General features: G+C 28.7%; 13 protein-coding genes and 1 other annotated feature. Of the genes, 3 read left to right on the forward strand and 10 right to left on the reverse strand.

All coding sequences use genetic code 11. The features are described from left to right. The first annotated feature begins 2 nt into the window (after positions 1 to 2). Positions 3 to 563 carry a cyclophilin-like fold protein gene (locus IC173_RS09045; RefSeq protein ID WP_227851432.1) on the forward strand — a complete coding sequence of 187 codons (561 nt, stop codon included), beginning with the start codon at positions 3 to 5 and terminating at the stop codon, positions 561 to 563. A gap of 61 nt (positions 564 to 624) precedes the next feature. Here IC173_RS09045 and IC173_RS09050 read toward each other — a convergent pair whose 3' ends face one another. From IC173_RS09050 to infC, 8 genes are all read right to left on the reverse strand, one after another. Next, positions 625 to 1,518, reverse strand: coding sequence for a diguanylate cyclase (locus IC173_RS09050; protein WP_227855438.1), 894 nt, complete (start codon positions 1,516 to 1,518; stop codon positions 625 to 627). An 846-nt stretch (positions 1,519 to 2,364) separates the two neighbouring features. After that, positions 2,365 to 4,254, reverse strand: a complete 1,890-nt coding sequence (locus IC173_RS09055) for a metallophosphoesterase (RefSeq protein WP_227855439.1) — start codon at positions 4,252 to 4,254, stop codon at positions 2,365 to 2,367. 184 nt (positions 4,255 to 4,438) lie between these two features. Next, positions 4,439 to 6,385: a metallophosphoesterase gene (locus IC173_RS09060; RefSeq protein WP_227433485.1), complete on the reverse strand. Its 1,947-nt coding sequence runs from the start codon at positions 6,383 to 6,385 to the stop codon at positions 4,439 to 4,441. A 576-nt stretch (positions 6,386 to 6,961) separates the two neighbouring features. Then, a complete protein-coding gene (locus IC173_RS09065; protein WP_227483022.1) occupies positions 6,962 to 7,879 on the reverse strand; it encodes an exopolyphosphatase in 918 nt (305 codons plus the stop codon). Positions 7,880 to 8,404: 525 nt separating this feature from the next. After that, positions 8,405 to 8,941 carry a helix-turn-helix domain-containing protein gene (locus IC173_RS09070; protein WP_227483023.1) on the reverse strand — a complete coding sequence of 179 codons (537 nt, stop codon included), beginning with the start codon at positions 8,939 to 8,941 and terminating at the stop codon, positions 8,405 to 8,407. A 163-nt stretch (positions 8,942 to 9,104) separates the two neighbouring features. Next, complete coding sequence (gene rplT, locus IC173_RS09075) at positions 9,105 to 9,461, reverse strand: 50S ribosomal protein L20 (RefSeq protein WP_227433488.1); 357 nt, start codon at positions 9,459 to 9,461, stop codon at positions 9,105 to 9,107. 60 nt (positions 9,462 to 9,521) lie between these two features. Next, positions 9,522 to 9,716, reverse strand: a complete 195-nt coding sequence (gene rpmI, locus IC173_RS09080; RefSeq protein WP_003418222.1) for a 50S ribosomal protein L35 — start codon at positions 9,714 to 9,716, stop codon at positions 9,522 to 9,524. A gap of 27 nt (positions 9,717 to 9,743) precedes the next feature. Then, the gene (gene infC, locus IC173_RS09085; RefSeq protein WP_227433661.1) at positions 9,744 to 10,253 is read right to left on the reverse strand and encodes a translation initiation factor IF-3; all 510 of its coding nucleotides are present in this window, start codon (positions 10,251 to 10,253) and stop codon (positions 9,744 to 9,746) included. Between the two features lie 28 nt (positions 10,254 to 10,281). Next, positions 10,282 to 10,424, reverse strand: a sequence feature (ribosomal protein L20 leader region). A gap of 558 nt (positions 10,425 to 10,982) precedes the next feature. Here infC and IC173_RS09090 point away from each other — a divergent pair. Together IC173_RS09090 and IC173_RS09095 are read left to right on the forward strand one after the other, a co-directional pair. Further along, on the forward strand, positions 10,983 to 12,386 hold the full coding sequence (locus tag IC173_RS09090) for an ATP-dependent metallopeptidase FtsH/Yme1/Tma family protein (RefSeq protein WP_227433489.1): 1,404 nt from the start codon (positions 10,983 to 10,985) through the stop codon (positions 12,384 to 12,386). Between the two features lie 524 nt (positions 12,387 to 12,910). Continuing rightward, on the forward strand, positions 12,911 to 16,237 hold the full coding sequence (locus tag IC173_RS09095; RefSeq protein ID WP_227855440.1) for a cell wall-binding repeat-containing protein: 3,327 nt from the start codon (positions 12,911 to 12,913) through the stop codon (positions 16,235 to 16,237). A gap of 140 nt (positions 16,238 to 16,377) precedes the next feature. Here IC173_RS09095 and IC173_RS09100 read toward each other — a convergent pair whose 3' ends face one another. After that, positions 16,378 to 17,400 carry a LacI family DNA-binding transcriptional regulator gene (locus IC173_RS09100; RefSeq protein ID WP_227433491.1) on the reverse strand — a complete coding sequence of 341 codons (1,023 nt, stop codon included), beginning with the start codon at positions 17,398 to 17,400 and terminating at the stop codon, positions 16,378 to 16,380. A 117-nt stretch (positions 17,401 to 17,517) separates the two neighbouring features. Then, positions 17,518 to 19,116 (reverse strand): sodium:solute symporter, encoded by a 1,599-nt coding sequence (locus IC173_RS09105; protein ID WP_227433492.1) that lies wholly within the window; start codon positions 19,114 to 19,116, stop codon positions 17,518 to 17,520. Positions 19,117 to 19,146: the final 30 nt, after the last annotated feature.

The raw sequence follows: 19,146 nt of genomic DNA on the forward strand, positions 1-19,146 counted from the left end.
ATATGAAGCAATGTAATCATATAAAAAAGATTATAACCCTCATGTTAACTGCACTCTGTAGCTTTGCACTATTAGGTTGTACAAATATTCCAGCCTCAAAACAAACAGTAAAACAAGAATCTAAAAATAATACTTTGACTGCAACTCCTATTTCTTATAAAGAAAAAGAAGTAATAACACCAACTGAAAATAAACCAATTAAAAATAACATTATAACTGCCAATCTTAAAATTGGAGATAAAGACTTTGTATTGAAACTTTATAATAATTCCTCTGTACAGGCATTAATAAAAAAAATGCCACTTACAATAGATATGAAAGATTTAAATAAAAACGAAAAATACAATTACTTTATAAAAGATTTGCCATCAAATGCAGAATCCGTAAAAAATATTAAAACTGGTGATTTTATGCTCTACGGCTCTGATTGTTTGGTTCTATTTTATAAAGATTTTCAAACCTCATATAACTACACTAAACTGGGGTATATTGAAGATACCAGTAAGCTTGCTGAAATATTAGGAAGTGGAAACATACAAATAGTACTTAGTATTATTGATTAAAATAATAGTGTCATCATGGCAAATGCATCTACTATGATGACACTATTAAACCAAACGTTCTCTAACTTACAATTCTATTTTTTCCATTATTTTTAGCTATGTAAAGTTTTGTATCAGCTCCTTTTACTATCTTCTCCATAGTCATATTTTCAACATACTCCTCTACACCACCGCTGACTGTAATTTTATCCACTAAATCAAATAATTTTTTGTCACTAGAAACATGTATGCGAATACGCTCTGCTACCTCAACCGCTTTAGATTTAGTAAAGCTAGGCATTACCACTATAAACTCTTCTCCTCCATATCTTGAAACAATTCCATCATTTCCAACCTCTTCAATTAAAATCTCACTAAATCGAATTAATACATTATTTCCACATAGATGACCATATTTATCATTTATTTTTTTAAAATCATCTATATCAAATAACACAATGGACATAATTCTTTCTTCCAATGGCTTTTTTAATATATCGGACATATATTGTATTAAATATCTTCTATTATACAACTTTGTCAAATCATCTATAATTGCCTGCCTTTCAAGTCTTTGGTTCAATTTATATACTTTATCACGCTCATGAGAATACTCTTGTAAGACCACAATCATTACTATACATAAAAACAATGAAACTATAATAAAATTACTTATCGTATCTGATGCACGAGATTCACCTATAGACACAATTAAGTTTGGGTAATTAAATGCCAAAAATATACATATACTATACACAAGTGTAGATACAAATATCATAACTATTCTCTTAAGACCATCAAGAGTCAATGATATAACACATATTCCCAACAAGAAATAAAACATCATACCACTATCCACTCCACCACTTATAAAAAAGAGTACTGGAAATAAGAATATATTAAGCCCTATATTAATTACTAGACACCCTCTATCAATATCTTGTGTTTTAAGAGAATAGATTGCCAATATTGACATGATACAAAAACAAGAAAAACTTCCCCATACAGATATACTAGGAAGATTACTAAAAAGAGCTGCAACAAAGGCTAAAAAGGAACAAACAACTCCAGCAAAACAAAAAAGATAAAAAAGTCTTTCTTGTAAGTTTAATTTTTTATTGAAATACTTCTCCATATAATCTTTAATAGACTGTTGTATAGATGCCAAATATTTAATCTCCTCCTTTATTAAGATATTTTAATTTAATTATACTTATAATATTATATCATATAATAAGTATGTTTAAATAATAGCTTGTATATCCAATATATGGAATTAAATTTATCTAATAAGTATATATAATAATAAAAGTATGTAGAAAAATATTAAAAATAAAACTTATAAAAAATAACAGACAATTACATGTATAAAATAACAAAGCAAAGCACTCATATTATATTAAAGTGTCTTGCTTTGTTTATATATTCTATAAAAATTTATAACTTATAATTTTTATTCCAACTCAAATGTCCCTGTATAAAGACTATAATAAACAAAAAATGTAAAGGAAAAATATATTCGATTCTTTATAGATAATTTTACTGGTTTGTAAATAGAAAAAGGTTTGTAAATAGAAAAAAGAAGAACATCAAATATAAAGGTTCTTCTCTTTCATCTTAGTATACTATTTTTTAGTGTTTTAACTATATTCAAATATATTTTTTATATAAATATATTCTTACTAATAAATCTAATATTACATTGTACCTAATTGTATAATTATGGTATAAATTTGCTTTGTTTTTATTGATTTACTGCTTTATCAATTTACTTATTTATTGTATTAATTCATCTTTATTGTCTCACTTAATATTTATTGTTCTACTTCATTTTTATCGCCTTACTATATTTATTGATAATATTCCATGTCCCATTTTCTTTTCTTAATTCGAGACTTATTTTTGAATAATACTCTCCATCTTCACTAGATTGTGTCACTATAACTTTATTTCCAGACTTATTCTTATAGGTACGTTCTTTTATCTTATTTTTGGTATGCCCAACTACAATAGCATCTATTCCATCTACTGTAGTAGCAAGTTTTTTTATCTCGCTACTTGGATTTTTTAAATTTATATTATCACTATCTGAATGTACAACTGTGACAATTACATCTGGATTTTCTTTTTGCATAACCTTTACCCACTCATTTGCATCCTTCACTAAGTCATTAGTATATAATCTATTTGTTTTTTTAGAATTTTTTTCTAAACTCGAATCATTGGTATTTTTTTCATCTTTATCTATAGTAAGCCCCAATATTCCAACCTTTATATCACCTTCCTTAGTCTCAACTTTATGCATTATATAAGGTTTTACATAATTTTCTCCAGACTCATCATATATATTAGCTGATAAAACAGGAATTTTCATTTCCTCAAAGTTTTCTATAATAGAATCCAATGTAGACTTTTTTTCTTCAAAATCATTTTTTTCAGATAGAAGTTCATGACTACCAAGTACTACAGCATCATAGCCGAGATAAACAATAGGCCATTCGTTTATTCTTTTATGAATACCTTTTTTTGTATTATACTGCCATTCTTTAGACCATCTAGTCATTTCTTTTGTATTAGCATCAAAAAAGTCTCCAGTATCAACAAAGATTGGCTGTACAGCTCTATATCTTTCATTAAATAAACTAACTGCCATTTCATCTGAAAAATTTGAATGTAAACCAGATGTCGTAATTATATTTACTTCTTTTCCAAATACCTTTAATTCACTATGCTTATCTTTTATAAACCACTTATCATTCTTCTTATCCAACTTAAAATTAATCTTTGATACACTATCACCATGAGCTCCAGGCTGTGTCACTATCACTTCTTCACCAGATTTATTTTTAAATGTATGTTGCTCTATCTTTTCATGCGTATGACCAGCTACAATAGCATCTATTCCTTCTACTGTTGTTGCCAGCTCCTTTATCCTATTTCCTGGGTTTTTAGGATTTTTAGGCTCTTCACCTGAATGTACAATGGCAACGATTATATCTGGACTTTCTTTTTTCATGATTTTTACCCATTTTTGGGCATCTTCCACCAAATCATTTGCATATAATTTACCTTTATACTGTGCTTGTTCTTCAAGTGCTCTAGCTTTTTTATCTTGCTCAAAGCTTTTAAATCTTGAACGTTCTCCTACTTCTTTTATAGTAAGCCCTAGTATTCCTACCCTTACATTCCCTTTTTCTGTTTTGACATCTTTCATTATGTACGGTTTTACATAGTTTTTTCCAGATTGCTCATATATATTTGCAGACACTAATGGTATGTTATTATTTTTAAAATCAGAAACTAACCTATCAAGACCTTGCTTATCATTAGAAACGAACTCATGATTTCCAAATGTAACTGCATCATATTTTAATTTTGCCATTTCTTTAGCTATAGGAACTTCTCCTTCACGTGGCTCAGCTATTTTTTTAAATTCCGGCATACCATCATTAAATCGTACTAGTTTTTGACCAGTAAACCATCCATTCATATCAATACTTTGTATGTCAAAAAAATCGCCTGCATCGACCATTAGCAAGTTTTCATCGTATTTTCTCTCTTCTTGCACATAAGAAACTAGGTTTTCTGGGACTATTGAATGTAAGTCGCTTGTACCAAGTACATTGATTTCTATATCTTTAGTACTTTCACAGCCCACTAATAATATTATTAGAAATATTATTGATGTAACTATAATAAATTTTATTTTCATAAAAGCCTCCCCCTTAATTTTTTTGATGATAATAAAATTTACTCTTATACCTTATCTTTACTATATAAGTTTGTACTGTTTATTATACTAAAAAAACTATATGTAAATTCCTTTTTAAATAAATCTACATATAGTTCTTGATATTTTTCAGTTACAAAACAAGGCTTACTCTAGTATGCTAAAATTATTCAACCTCAATTGTTTTACTAGATTTATCATTAATAACCCATGAACCCTTTTCTTTTTTCACTTTAAAAGTAATTTTAGAATAATATTTACCATGTTCACCTGGTTGTGTCACTATAACTTTGCCTCCAGACTTATTCTTATAGTCATGTTCATCTATCTTTTCATGAGTATGACTAGCAACAATAGCATCAATCCCATCTACTGTAGTTGCTAGTTCTTTTACTCTATTTCCTGGATGCTTGGGATTTTTAGGCTCTTCTCCTGAATGTACAACTGCAACTATTATATCTGGATTTTCTTCTTTCATCACTTTTACCCACTTCTTTGCATCTTCTACTAAATCATTTGCATATAATTTACCTTTATATTGAAATTGCTCTTGTAAATTTACATTTTTAAGACCTTTACCTACCTCTTTTATCGTAAGACCCAATATTCCTACTTTTACATTTCCTTCATTTGTCTCCACATCTTGTATGACATATGGTTTAACATAGTTTTGTCCAGATTGTTTATATATGTTTGCTGATAATACAGAAATTGCTGTCTGTTCAAAATCTTCTACAACGGCATCTAAAAGACGCTCATCTGCCCAAAATTCATCTTTCTCGGATACAAACTCATGATTGCCAAGTACTACTGCATCATACATACCCTGATTCATAGCTATTGCCATTGGGCATCTACTAATCACTGTATCAGTATTATTATCCCTTATAGCCTTCCACTCTTTATACCATTCAATCATTTCATCTGTTTGAGGGTCTAAAAAGTCTCCTGCATCTACTACAACAGGTTCAATTGGCTTACTTCGTTCATTAACAAGGCTTACTAATAATTTGTCAGAAAAATGTGAATGTAAATCTGCAGTAGCAACTATATTTATTTCTTTATCAACTATTTTTAATTTGCTAGCCTTTTTCTTTATATCCCATTTACCATTCTTCTTATCTAATTTAAAGCTAATCTCTGACACACTATCTGCATGCGAACCTGGTTGTGTAACAATTACTTCTTTCCCAGATTTATTTTTATATGTATGTTGCTTTATTTTCTTATGAGTATGACCTGCTACTATTGCATCTATTCCATCTACTGTAGTTGCTAGTTCCTTTATTCTATTTCCTGTATTATCAGAACTCTTAGATTCTTCCCCAGAATGTACAACTGCAACTACTATATCTGGATTTTCTTTCTTCATCACTTTTATCCATTTCTTTGCATCTTCTACTAAATCATTTGCATATAATTTACCTTTATACTCAGCTTGCTCTCCAAGTTCTCTTGATTTAGTTTCTTTTTCAATATCTTCAAATCCTGAACTTTTCCCCACTTCTTTTATAGTAAGACCTAGTATTCCTACTTTTACATCACCTTTATCTGTCTTAACATTTTTCATCACATATGGTTGTATGTAGTTTTTTCCAGATTGTTCATATATATTTGCTGATACTACTGGTATATTATTATTTTTAAAATCAGAAACTAATTTATCAAGACCTTGCTTATCATTTGAAATAAATTCATTATCACCAAGTACTACAGCATCATATCTCAATGGTATCATGTCTTTAACTATAGGTACTTCATCTTGACTATTCTTAACTATGTCTTCATATTCTGCTGTACCACTCTCTCTAATATTAACTAGTTTTTTGCCAGAGGTCCATTCCCACATTTCTTTACTCTGTTCACCAAAAAAATCCCCTGCATCTACCATAAGTATATTTTCATTCTTTGCTCTTTCTTCATTTACATATGAAACTAGAGAATCTGTCACAACTGAATGCAAATCACCTGTTCCTAATATTTTTACTTCTGTATCTGATACATTAACTTTTGTATCTTCTATTTTAGTTTCTTTATTTTTAGTACTTTGACATGCCACAAGCAATCCCACTAAAAACACTATCAATACCATTATAATAAATTTTATTTTCATAAAAGCCCCCCTCATAAATTTTTAGATTATAATAAAATTTAATATCATGCTTTATTTTAAACTATAGCAGGTTATAGGATTATGAGCAACATTCATTGGACTAGTAGATTATTACCTGTAAATATATCTATAATTTAAAGATATACATTTCATTTCTTATGTCATGGTATTTAAACATACTTAATAATATATTTAAATATACTATTAGAAAACTTTAAATAGATACTTCAAATAACAAACTTTTATTTAACACAGATAGCTATGATGAGATTGTAGCGATATTAAAATATATGGAGAAAATCGAGTATAAAATATTATTTGAACAGTTAAGTAACCAGAATGGTTGTAAAATTGATAAAGGGACTTGTGTATTTTTGACTGTATTACCTATATTTTATCTGATATTCAAAATATAGAAATACAAAGTAATTTTATATCCTCAGATATGATTGTTGCATATGTAAGCATCCTCAATATGCATGCTTATAGGAACTTCATTGTACCACTTCACTTTCTTATGTTAAAAGGTACAATGAAATTCTATTTTATTTATACTATCCTTTATAAATTAGAGCATTACTTCTTAGGATTTATAAGTTCATCAAGCAACATTGGAAGTAACTCGTCTATTTGTTCATCATTAAATTGGCAAGTCCCAACAGCTTTGTGACCTCCACCGCCATACTTAAGCATTAGACTACCAACATCAACATTTGAAGTTCTATTTAAAATACTATATCCTACAGCTACAGAACACCCTTTCCCACCCTTTCCATTTACAATCCAAGCAGAAATATTTTGTTCTGGATACATACTGTAAATCATGAAACGATTACCTGTATAAATTGGCTCTACTCCACGTAAATCAGAAATAATAACATCTCCTTCTGTACGTGTGTATTTAGCAACCATTTCTTTAAATTTATCTGTTTGCTCAAAATAAACTTCTATGCGTTCCTTTACATCTGACAGATTTAAAATTTCTTCTGTATCTAAAGTTCTACATGCATCAATTAACTTTTCCATCAATTGATAGTTAGATATAGTAAAGTTTCTCCAACGCCCCAACCCTGTTCTTGGGTCCATAAGATAACCAATTAAAATCCATCCAGTTGGATTTTGTACCTCTTCTATAGTAAGATTTCCAGAATCAACTTTGTCTACTGCTTCTAACATTTCATTAAAATGAGAAAATTTTTCATTTCCACCATAATACTCATAAATAATTCTTGCACAAGAAGGAGCAATACGACTTTCGCCTTTATACCTTCCTTTAAGCTCATTTCGCTCAAATTCACTAGAATGATGGTCAAACCAAAGACCACACCCTTCTACAAATGGTACATTGGCAAGACAATCATTTTCTGTCACCTCAACCAACCCATCTTGTAAATCCTTAGGATGAGCAAATTTCCAATCATCAATAATACCTGCTTCTTTTAATAATGCACCACAAACTAATCCATCAAAATCAGAACGTGTAATCAATCTCATATGTTTCAACCCCTTTGCTTTAAATATATGCCTATAGATATTGTAATTTTTTCCTTAAATATATAATATCACTTTACATGTCAGCTTGATATACATTTCAATATATACTAACAAAACTTATTTTTTGGACTATAAATAGCTTTATTTATTATCTAAAGTACAACGTTGTCTTTTACTAGGAATATAGTTATAACTTGCCTAACAACCAAAATTAAATCAAAATTAAATACTTATATTTTGTTGTAGTCTTAAATATAACCTATATCACGTTATATCAATTCATCATATAAATTTTATAAATTAACATAAAAATATTACTTATTACTTATTACTTATTACTTATTACTTATTACTTATTACTTATTACTTATTACTTATTACTTATGTAAAGTTTAACATGCTAAAATAAAAATAGAAATTTGATATAGAAATCAAACTGCTATCTTTATTTTAAAACTACCCTCAATATTTTATTTAATCATACTAGCTTATATATTGTTTACACTGCACTTCAACAATTTTACTTTATTCTTCTTTAGGAGGTGCAATTATTAATCCTATAGAGTGCATTTTGCGTCCTTCTCCTGATGAGTTATTTCTTAAAGGTTCTAGTATATCACCGATCTTTCTAGCTGCTTCAGTTATTTCTTCTAGATTCGCATATATTGGACAGACAGAAAAAACAGAGCCATCCTTTAAAATATCTTTTTCTTCTCTTTTAGCATAATCATAAAACTCCTTCATAAATGCCATCATATATTGAGTAAACAGCTGTACATATGCTTCTGCTGAGTTTTCATTTATCATTTTTTTTGCATCATCATCAATATCTGACTTAACAGCATATACCTTTTCAACAGTTCCTCGTATTTTATTTTCTTCAACTACCTTTAGAATATTATCCTTTAACATTTTATCAAGATAACGATAAAGTGTAGCTTGTGATATATCCTTAAACTTCTCTGCTAATTGCTTTGCTGTAGTTTGCTTATTTGAATAAATCTCAAGTAACAACTTGCATTTAACTGGATTTATGAAGCAATCCATAAGTTTATCATTCATATTATACTACCTCCTCATTATTATTAATAAGATAATATTATTATATTGATAATATTTAATCAAGTTTATTAAAAATTTTATATAAACAAATAATATTCAAAAAATAAAAAAAGCCCTTGAATTATTTAAATAATTCAAGGACTTTTTTTATCATGATTTAATACTAAGCTAATTTTGCTTTAGCAACTTCTGCTAATTTAGCAAATCCATCTGGATCTTGTATAGCCATTTCAGATAACATTTTTCTGTTAACTTCAATACCAGATAATTTTAATCCATTCATTAATCTTGAATAAGATATTCCATTCATTCTAGCTGCTGCATTTATTCTTTGTATCCAAAGTTTTCTGAAGTCTCTTTTCTTTAACTTTCTTCCTATATAAGCATTTTTTAATGCCTTCATTACGAATGTATTTGCTGGTCTATATAATTTGCTTCTAGATCCTCTGAATCCTTTTGCAAGTTTTAATATTTTTTTATGCTTCTTACGAGCGTTCATAGCTTTTTTAACTCTTGCCATCGTTATGACCTCCTTTTATATCCCTCTTCTATAGTTATTGTTTATAATCCGTATCCTATCCTAGTATGGTAATAATTGTGCTATTCTCTTAGCATCTCCATCACTTACTAGAGTTGATTTTCTTAAGTTCATCTTAGTTTTTGCAGATTTTTTAGTTAATATATGTTTTTTATAAGCTTTAGCTCTCTTTAACTTTCCTGTTCCTGTTTTCTTTAATCTCTTTGCTGCACCTCTATGAGTTTTCATTTTAGGCATGACAAATTCCTCCTCTCAGTTAATCATCTATTTTTTTGGATCTATAATTACAACCATATTATTACCCTCAAATGCAGGGGCTTTTGTTGGTTCTCCAAACTCTTTTATTATCTCTAAAAACTTTAACATAACTTCTCTACCTATATCTTTATGTCCTAGTTCTCTACCTCTAAATCTAAGTTCAACTTTGACTTTATCCCCTTTTTTAAGGAATTTTATAGCATTATTAGCTTTCGTATTTAAATCATTTTGTTCAATACCTGGTCTAAGTCTTACTTCTTTTACAACTATAGTCTTTTGTTTTTTCTTAGCTTCTTTATCTTTTCTCGCTTGCTCATATCTAAACTTTCCATAATCCATTATCTTACACACTGGTGGATTTGCATTTGGCGAGATTTGAACTAAATCTAAGTTTTTACTAGTAGCCATTGCTTGAGCTTCTTTAGTAGGCATTACTCCAAGTTGTTCACCTGTAGGTGAAAGGACTCTTATTTCCTTGTCTTTTATTTGTTCATTGATTGCTAATTCTTTGCTAATTGTAGGACACCTCCAAAATTTTTATAAAATATAAAATAAAAAGCGGATGACATAATCATCCGCAATATAAGTTACCAAATTTAAACAAGCTTAAATTACTATTAAGCTTTAACTTATATTTACCTTACTAACCATCGGCGTAAGGTGAGAAGCGGACTTCTTCTTTGTTTTATTCTTACCCTATCTACTATATCATTTTATCAAATTTTTTGCAACTATTTTTTTAAGTTTAATAAATTTTTACTAAATTAACTGCTTTTTTATTTAAACCTACATATATTTATTATAAGGTACATCGTATTTGCATTTAATTATTTCTTCCTAATACTTATTATATGCTTGTACTATTTATTTTGCTCTTATTTTTCAAAATTTAATTAAAAAAATTCAAACTTCAACTTTAAAATCTTTTATTATCCTACTACTCTATATAGTAAATACCTAAAAACACTTCTTTAGCCAATTTTATACTGAATACTTTACTTTACATCCTTTAATATCTATATTATGGTTTTTTCATCATTTCAATTTTATCTTGATTTGTCGTATTTTTTTAGTATATAAAGTTAATTTGCACATATTTATAAATGACTTTTTTCAGTTAAATTTATGAATTTATTTTTATTTAGATTGCATGTATATTTTTTCCATAAAAAATAAATAATAAAAAATAGTAAATATGGAAAATATAAAATTGATTAACAATAATTAATTACCTGAGGTGTGAATATGAAAATGCTAAACAACTTTTTTAAAAAAATTAACAATCCAGTTCCTGTCTTTGCACAGACAAAAATGGAAAGAGAAAATCAAACAGATGATTCACTTTCTACAAAACCAAAAACTACATTTAGAGATGTAGCTGGATTAGATGAAGTAAAAGAAGAACTATTTGAAATAGTTGATTTTATGAAGTCTCCACAAAAGTATCAAAAAATGGGTGCAAAAATACCTAAAGGGGTATTATTTTATGGTCCTCCAGGAACAGGAAAAACATTACTTGCATCTGCTGTAGCTGGTGAAACAAACTCATCATTTTTCAATGTTACAGGTTCTGAGTTCGTTGAAAAATATGTAGGTGTAGGAGCAAAAAGGGTAAGAACTCTATTTGAAAAAGCTAGAAAAGAAGCTCCAAGTATAATATTTATAGACGAAATAGATGCTGTAGGAGCAAAAAGACATCTTGAAAGTAACAATGAGAAAGACCAAACGTTAAACCAACTTTTAGTTGAAATGGATGGATTTAATAAAGACTCCAATGTATTAATAATAGGTGCTACCAATAGACTTGACTTATTAGATGAAGCTTTACTTAGACCAGGAAGATTTGACAGACACATTCATATAGGTGCACCAAATTATCACACTAGATTTGAAATTCTAAAGGTACATACAGATGACAAGCCTATAGACAAATCTGTAAATCTAGAACTTTTAGCTAAAAAAACTCACGGTTTCAACGGAGCCCATCTTTCAAATATAGCAAATGAAGCAGCTATATTTGCAGTTAGAGATGACAGTGAATATATTACAGCAGAACACTTCGACAAAGCACTTGAAAGAGTTATTGCAGGATTAGAATCTAAAAACTCTTCATTAGTTGAAAAAGAGAAAAAGATAGTAGCTTATCATGAGGCTGGACATGCTCTTGTAAGTGATATCGTTGGAATTTGTCCTATACAAAAAATATCTATAGTACCTAGAGGACAAGCATTAGGTTATGTTCTTCAATTACCTGATGAAGATAGATATATTTATACTAGAGATGAACTGATTGGAAAAATAAAAATATTACTTGCTGGAAAAGCATCAGAAGAATTAATATTTAATCATAAATCTACCGGAGCAAAGGATGACTTAAAGAAAGTTACTGAGATAGCTAACCAAATGGTTTGTGAGTATGGTATGAGTAACTTAGGATTTATGACTATTGATGGAAATGATAAGACTTTCTTATGTGATAAAATTCAAAAAGAAGCTAATCGTATAGTTGAAAGTTGTTATAAGGAAACTTTAGAGATGTTAAAGGATAATCTTGAAGATTTACATTCTGTTTCTAAGTTCCTATTTGAAAAAGAAACTATGACTCATGAAGAATTAAAAGATTTAATAGGAAAAGAAGCTGTAAATTAATTTGATAGTATTTTAAATAATTCTTACATTAAAATTAATAATTAATCTTAAAAAGAATTTCAATATTTAAAATGTACCAAAATACTTTAAGATGATATGTCTTGAGGCTGTAGATAGATTTGTGTAAAAACAAATTTACCTACAGCCTCTTCATTAATTTTATAGCCTCTGACTACTCTATTCTTTCTTCAAAATCCTATATTTGTGATTCGTCTTTATCAGTTACATCTATAGCAATTAGATTTTTGTATATTAAAGCTACACAACTTTATCCTTATGTAAATATGATAATCTCTTAATATAAACATGACAATCTCTTATCTGATTTTAAGAATCATTTAGAGATTGTCTCTTTTTATTTATATGATTAATAATAAATGCTATCTTCCTGTAAACATAAGATTAACATTACTATGATATTGTTTTGTATATAAATACCAATAGACTAATATATAAGACACTAATAAAAAGTAAATTTTAAATGTTAAACACATAAATAATACATATAAAAAGGGGAAAATATCATGAATAAAAAATTAAATGCAAAAATTATATCTACAGGAATGGTTATGACTACACTAGTTACAGGAGTTGCTCAGGCACAAGAAACTGCTCAAGGTAATACTAATATAGAAAAGTCAGAAAAAACAACACAATCTAAAAGTAGAAAAGAAATTAAAACTAGTAGTACTACATATAGTCAACTAGCTGATTTTCTTTTACAATCAGCTAAATCATATAATTCTAATATAGATAAAAAGAAAATCCTGTCTGGATACGAAAAGAAAGAAAATCAAAAAGTTAATAGACTAGATGGTCTTATCATGATAAGTAGAGCTTTTGGAACTTTATCAGCTCCAAAAGGTCAAAATGAAAGAGTGGCAGATAAAAATGTAAGTTTTACAGATATCCCTGTTTCTGCTAAGTCTGATATAGATAACTTAATAAAGGGTGGAGTTATGGTTAACACTAAAGACAAAAAACTTCATGGTAGTGATGTTATGACTGTAGGAGAAGTTGATACTATGGTTAGACGTATCTGGGCATTTAAAGGTAGCAATCCAAATGATGATTTTTATAATTTTGTAAATAAAAAGTCTTTGGAAGAATCAAAGCTTCCAAGTGACGAAGCAGTATCTGGTGGTTATGTTGATATTGAAAATGAGAACACAAAAAAAATTAATGCTATTATTAAAAAGATAGTAGAAGGGAATCATAAAAAAGGTAGTGAAGAGCAAAAGATTAAAGATTTCTATCTTAATATACTAGACATGAAAAGCAGAAATGAACTTGGAAATAAACCAATAAAAAAATATCTTGATGCTATAGATAAAGCAAAGAATGTAAAAGAACTTAGTGATATTCAAAAAAAATCACTTGAAGAAATAGGAACTGGTGGTTTGGTTACTCTTTCTTTAATGCAAGACAATGTAGGTGAAGCAAAATATGCTTTATATATAGGAACAATAGCTGATACACATTTATTTAGCTCCTATTCAAATGATGAGGTAATAGAAAATAGTAAAACATTTTTTAAAAAACTGTTAATTTTAAGTGGAGAAAGTGAAGCACAAGCTAGTAAGCATGTTGATGAGTATATAAACTTTGTAAAAAAAGTATCTGGAGGTGAAGAAAATATTGATAAGAGGATGACTTTAAAAGAGATGGAAGAAAAAATGCCAAACTTAGAGTTGTCTAAAATGCTTACTGCTGCTGGATATACTAATCTTCCTAAAGAAATCAAGCTAATGAATCCAAAAGATTTAGAACTATTTAATAAGGCATACACTAATAACAATTTAGAAGTTTTAAAAACACTTTTTAAAATAAAACTTTCTGAAGAAAATGCGCAATTTTTAGACCAAAACTATCTAAATGTTTGGGCTGAAAATTTTAATCCTGGTGCAGATGCTTCACAAAGTAAAATAACTGAAAAAGATGCATCAGTATTAACATCAGAAAGGTTCAATTCATATCTTGGAAAATTATTTGTAGAGAAATATTTTCCTGAAAAATCAAAGAAAGATATTGAAGATATGATTAAATCTTTTGTAGAATTATATAAAGAAAGAATTAAAAAACTTGACTGGATGAGTGAATCTACAAAAAAAGAAGCTATAAAAAAACTTGATAAAATGACATTTGTAGTTGGCTATCCTGATAAATGGGAATCTGATACAGAAAATGTAGACATTAAAAGTAAAGAAAATGGTGGAAATTATTTTGATAATATAACTGCTTTTAAACTTCCACGTCTAAAAAAGGATGCTGAAGATACAGGTAAGGTAGTACCAAAAGATAGATTTAATTTAGCAACATTTACTGTAAATGCAGTGTATGGAATGTATGATAATGCAATGACTTTCCCAGCAGGTATTTTACAAGCACCTTTATATGACCCAAAGGCATCAAGAGAAGAAAATCTAGGTGCAATAGGTGCAATAATAGGTCATGAAATTTCTCATGCATTTGACAACAGTGGAGCCAAATATGATTCAAGTGGGAAAGAACATGATTGGTGGACTAAGGATGATTACAGAGAATTTCAAGAACGTTGTAATGATGTAGTTAATTTCTATGATGGATGGGAAATAGCTCCAGGTGTAAAAGCAAATGGTAAGATAAGTTTAGGTGAAAATATTGCAGATATAGGTGGTGTAGGAGCAGCCTTGGAAATTTTATCAAAGATGGAAAATCCAAATTATGATAAGTTCTTCAAGAGTTATGCAAAGTCATATACTAGATTATACACAAGAGAATATGCAAAGAACTCTACAGGAGATGAGCATAGTCCAAATACTTTAAGAGTAAATCGTGTCTTATCAAATTTCGAAGAATTCTATAAAACGTATAATATAACAAAGAATGATGGTATGTATGTAGCTCCTGAGGATAGAGTAAATTTATGGGATAATCTAGACACTAATGTAAAATCTAAAAAAATGACTGGAGATGACAGATTCGAAACAGCAGTAAAAGTATCTAAAGAAGGCTGGAAAACTTCAAATACTGTAATACTTGTAAACGGTACTGATAAGCACTTAGTAGATGGATTATCGTCTACTCCACTTGCAAATACAAAAAATGCACCAATGTTACTTTCTAATGGAAATAATGTAGATAAATCAACAATGGATGAAATTAAAAGATTAAAAGCATCTAATGTAATAGTTGTAGGTGGTGAAGCTTCAATATCCAATTCAGTTGTTAACCAACTAAAAGGTGTTAATAAATCTATGAATGTAAAAAGAATAGGTGGGAAATCAAGATATGAAACGTCTTTAAATATAGCTAAAGAAATGTCTGGTAATAACAATATTGATACAATATATGTAAGTGCTGGAGATGGAGAAGCTGATGCACTCTCTATTTCATCAGTAGCAGGAAAAAATAACTCTCCTATAATACTTACACAAAAAGATGGTTTAGATAAAGATACATATGATTATATTAAATCTAAAAAAATAAAAACTTCTTACTTTATAGGTGGGGAAACTAAAATCTCTCAAAAAGCTATAGAACAAATTAATAATGTAACTTCAAATGATGTATCAAAAAATAGAATTGCTGGAAATGACAGACAAGAAACTAATGCCCATGTTATTGAACGTTTCTATAAAGATAATAGCATAAATGGGGTGATATTAGCTAAGGAAAATAATCTGATTGATGCTTTATCAGTAGGTCCATTTGCCTCAAAGGAAAATATGCCAGTTGTAATAGCCACAAGTAGTTTAAATAAAGAGCAAGAAAATATATTAGATAAAAAAAACTCAGAAAAAGTATATCAAGTAGGTGGTGGCATAAAATTATCTGTACTTAATAAATTGAGACTTTTATTAAACAAATAATATAAACAAAAAAATATACTATAAATATAGGTTTACTAAATTAATCACAAGTATTCAAGAAAGTATTCTTCATTTTGAATTTGAAGAATACTTTTCTTGTTTATACAGTATTATTAGTATATCTTTAATATAATTTTATCCTAAATGGTAGAATCTCTTTTAATTAATTCAGGCTTAAGCATTTCAACTACTGGCTCACAATCATCTTCTTCTAATAAGATTTTAAGTATATTAATCGTTTTTCCAATTAATAAGTCTAATGGTTGTCTAATCGTTGTTAAACTATAACTTTTCCATGAAGCCATCTGAATATCATCATATCCCATTACTGATAAATCCTCTGGTATCTTCAATTTATACTCAAATCTTGCAGCATCCATTACACCCATAGCTATCAAATCACTTGTACAAAAAATTGCTGTTGGAGGACTTGATAATGCTAACATTCTCTTTCCAGCTTCATATCCAGAATCATAATCATAATTTGCAGATTCTTCTTTAAGATTGTGAATTCCGTTTTGTCTTAATTTAGAATAAAATCCAATTTTCTTTTCCATTTCCTCACTTGTTTCTCTTGTAAATTGAATGTATCCTATATTTTTATGTCCCCTATCAATTAGGTATTCAGCAGCCATTCCTCCACCTTCAATTGGGTCTACATAAACTGTACTTATTTTTATACCTGGTATAAAACGATTAAAAAGAATCACAGGAATATTATTTTCTTCACATGTCTCAGCCATTACCTTATTCATAGCTGAAGCTGTAATAATCACAGCTTCCACTTGAAACTGAATTACTCTTGAAATTATATTATCTATTCTTTCTTGTCTAGGAACCTTAAAAACAAGACACTGTTTACCTATTTCTTGAATCTTTTCCACGAATAAGTTAATAATTCTGTTGTAAAACGGACCTAGATTATCACCAACTATCAATCCTATAACATTTGTTTTGCCACTAATCATTCCTCTTGCAACTAAATTGGGAACATATCCAATTTCATCTGCTACACGGAAAATTTTTTCTCTCACTTCAGGTTTTACACCTTTTCCATTTGCACTACCAAATGCCCTTGAAACTGATGACTGCGATACTCCTGCTAATTTTGCAACATCTTTTGAAGTAGCCGATTTATTATAATGAACTTTCTTTTGATTCATTTAGTATTTCTCCTTAAACATCTTGTATTTCTCCTTAAACATCTTGTATTTCTTTTTAAACATCTTGCATTTCTTTTTAACGCCCTTTACTTCTTATTAAACATCTTGCATTTCTCATTAAAATTGTATTAAAAATAAGATTATATATTGGACAACGAAAAAAACTAACACAATTAACTCTTGTTTACCTAAAGAAAATGGCAATACAGACACTCCATCTACTTTATCTATTCCTTGTGAAATAAGTTCTTTTCTCATACCAAATACAGTATATTTTTTAATATCTTCTATATTATGATTATTCTTTAAAATGATACTAAAAATATATCCAAATATTAATGTTATTGTAGCACCTATTGCTGGATTCCACAACCAACTCACATTATATTTATTAGAAATAAAAAATCCTAAAACTAATCCTATGATAAAACCAATAGATACCCCTTTATCATGAGTTTTGTATGTAAACATAGCCAATATAAATGCACCCGTAGCTGGACCAGCAAAATATGAAATATAGTTACCAACAAGGTCAAGAATTGATTTGATGCTTCCTCCAAATCCCATAATAATAAAACATGTCATAACAATACCTATAATCATTGTTATAATCATCGTGACTTTTAATGACGATTCCTCATTATCTTTTTTAAAATAAAACTCATAAATATCCTTTGTAAAAACAGTTGTCATACTATTTAATATAGAGTCAATACTAGACATCGCCGCTGCAAATACACCAGCAATAATAATTCCAATTGCCCCTACTGGAAGTTCATTCAAAATAAAAGTAATCATTATTTCATTTGAAGTTTCAAATGTCCTTCCCTTATAATAAACAAATAAAATCACTCCTACTAATAACATAAAATAGTAAGCTAAATTCATAACAAATGCACTAACTACAAAAGAATTTTTGGCTCCTTTTAAAGATTTAGATGTCAAAACTCTTTGAACTTGAGATTGGTCAAAGCAGAAATATCTTATCCACATTACAGTTCCGCCAATCAGAGTAGCCCAAAAAGTATTTGTAATTGAAACATCCATATTAAAATCAAATGTATTTAATTTACCACTCTGTTGTGCAATTTGCAATGTATCAAAAAAGCCAAGATTCATTCCTTTTAGTGCTGTCATACTTACTATAAATACAGCACCTATTACTACTAACATTTGAATACTATCAGTCCATATAACTGCTTTAATTCCCCCTAGTAGTGTATATATAATTGCTACACATACAACTATTGGAACCAAAATATAAAGTGACCAACCAGTGATTATTTGAATAATAAGTACTGGTATATACACCATAGAACTCGCTTGAATCAATGAATTGATAAAAAATTGAATAATAGTTAAGCCCCTTGAATAATTGCCTAAACGAAGTCCCATATATTCATATACAGATGTTATTTTTAATCTATAAATAACTGGGGTGGTAATGCTCAGTGCAAAAAATATTGCTAAAGGGACTGTAATGTTAACCATTACTGGATACATTCCATCCATATATGCCCATCCAGGCCCCCCTATAAATCCATTAGCACTAATCATAGTAGCAGCAACTGACAAAGCTATTGGAATCCATGGCATTGACCTACCTGCTAAGAAATAATCTTCTTGATTTTTATTATCTTTTCCTGAATAATAACCAATAACCAACATTAACAGCAAATATCCTACTATAATACACACATCGATTACTGAAATCATAAGCCACCCCTTTCTAACCAACAAAATAGT

It is taken from the genome of Clostridioides sp. ES-S-0048-02 (genome assembly GCF_020658495.1).
In the GTDB taxonomy this organism is placed as follows: domain Bacteria; phylum Bacillota; class Clostridia; order Peptostreptococcales; family Peptostreptococcaceae; genus Clostridioides.

Coding starts and splice junctions, on each gene's coding strand:
- IC173_RS09045 (WP_227851432.1), top strand. CDS start 3: ATGAAGCAATGTAATCATATAAAAAAGATTATAACCCTCATGTTAACT.
- IC173_RS09050 (WP_227855438.1), bottom strand. CDS start 1,518: ATGTCAATATTGGCAATCTATTCTCTTAAAACACAAGATATTGATAGA.
- IC173_RS09055 (WP_227855439.1), bottom strand. CDS start 4,254: ATGAAAATAAAATTTATTATAGTTACATCAATAATATTTCTAATAATA.
- IC173_RS09060 (WP_227433485.1), bottom strand. CDS start 6,385: ATGAAAATAAAATTTATTATAATGGTATTGATAGTGTTTTTAGTGGGA.
- IC173_RS09065 (WP_227483022.1), bottom strand. CDS start 7,879: ATGAGATTGATTACACGTTCTGATTTTGATGGATTAGTTTGTGGTGCA.
- IC173_RS09070 (WP_227483023.1), bottom strand. CDS start 8,941: ATGAATGATAAACTTATGGATTGCTTCATAAATCCAGTTAAATGCAAG.
- rplT (WP_227433488.1), bottom strand. CDS start 9,461: ATGGCAAGAGTTAAAAAAGCTATGAACGCTCGTAAGAAGCATAAAAAA.
- rpmI (WP_003418222.1), bottom strand. CDS start 9,716: ATGCCTAAAATGAAAACTCATAGAGGTGCAGCAAAGAGATTAAAGAAA.
- IC173_RS09090 (WP_227433489.1), top strand. CDS start 10,983: ATGAAAATGCTAAACAACTTTTTTAAAAAAATTAACAATCCAGTTCCT.
- IC173_RS09095 (WP_227855440.1), top strand. CDS start 12,911: ATGAATAAAAAATTAAATGCAAAAATTATATCTACAGGAATGGTTATG.
- IC173_RS09100 (WP_227433491.1), bottom strand. CDS start 17,400: ATGAATCAAAAGAAAGTTCATTATAATAAATCGGCTACTTCAAAAGAT.
- IC173_RS09105 (WP_227433492.1), bottom strand. CDS start 19,116: ATGATTTCAGTAATCGATGTGTGTATTATAGTAGGATATTTGCTGTTA.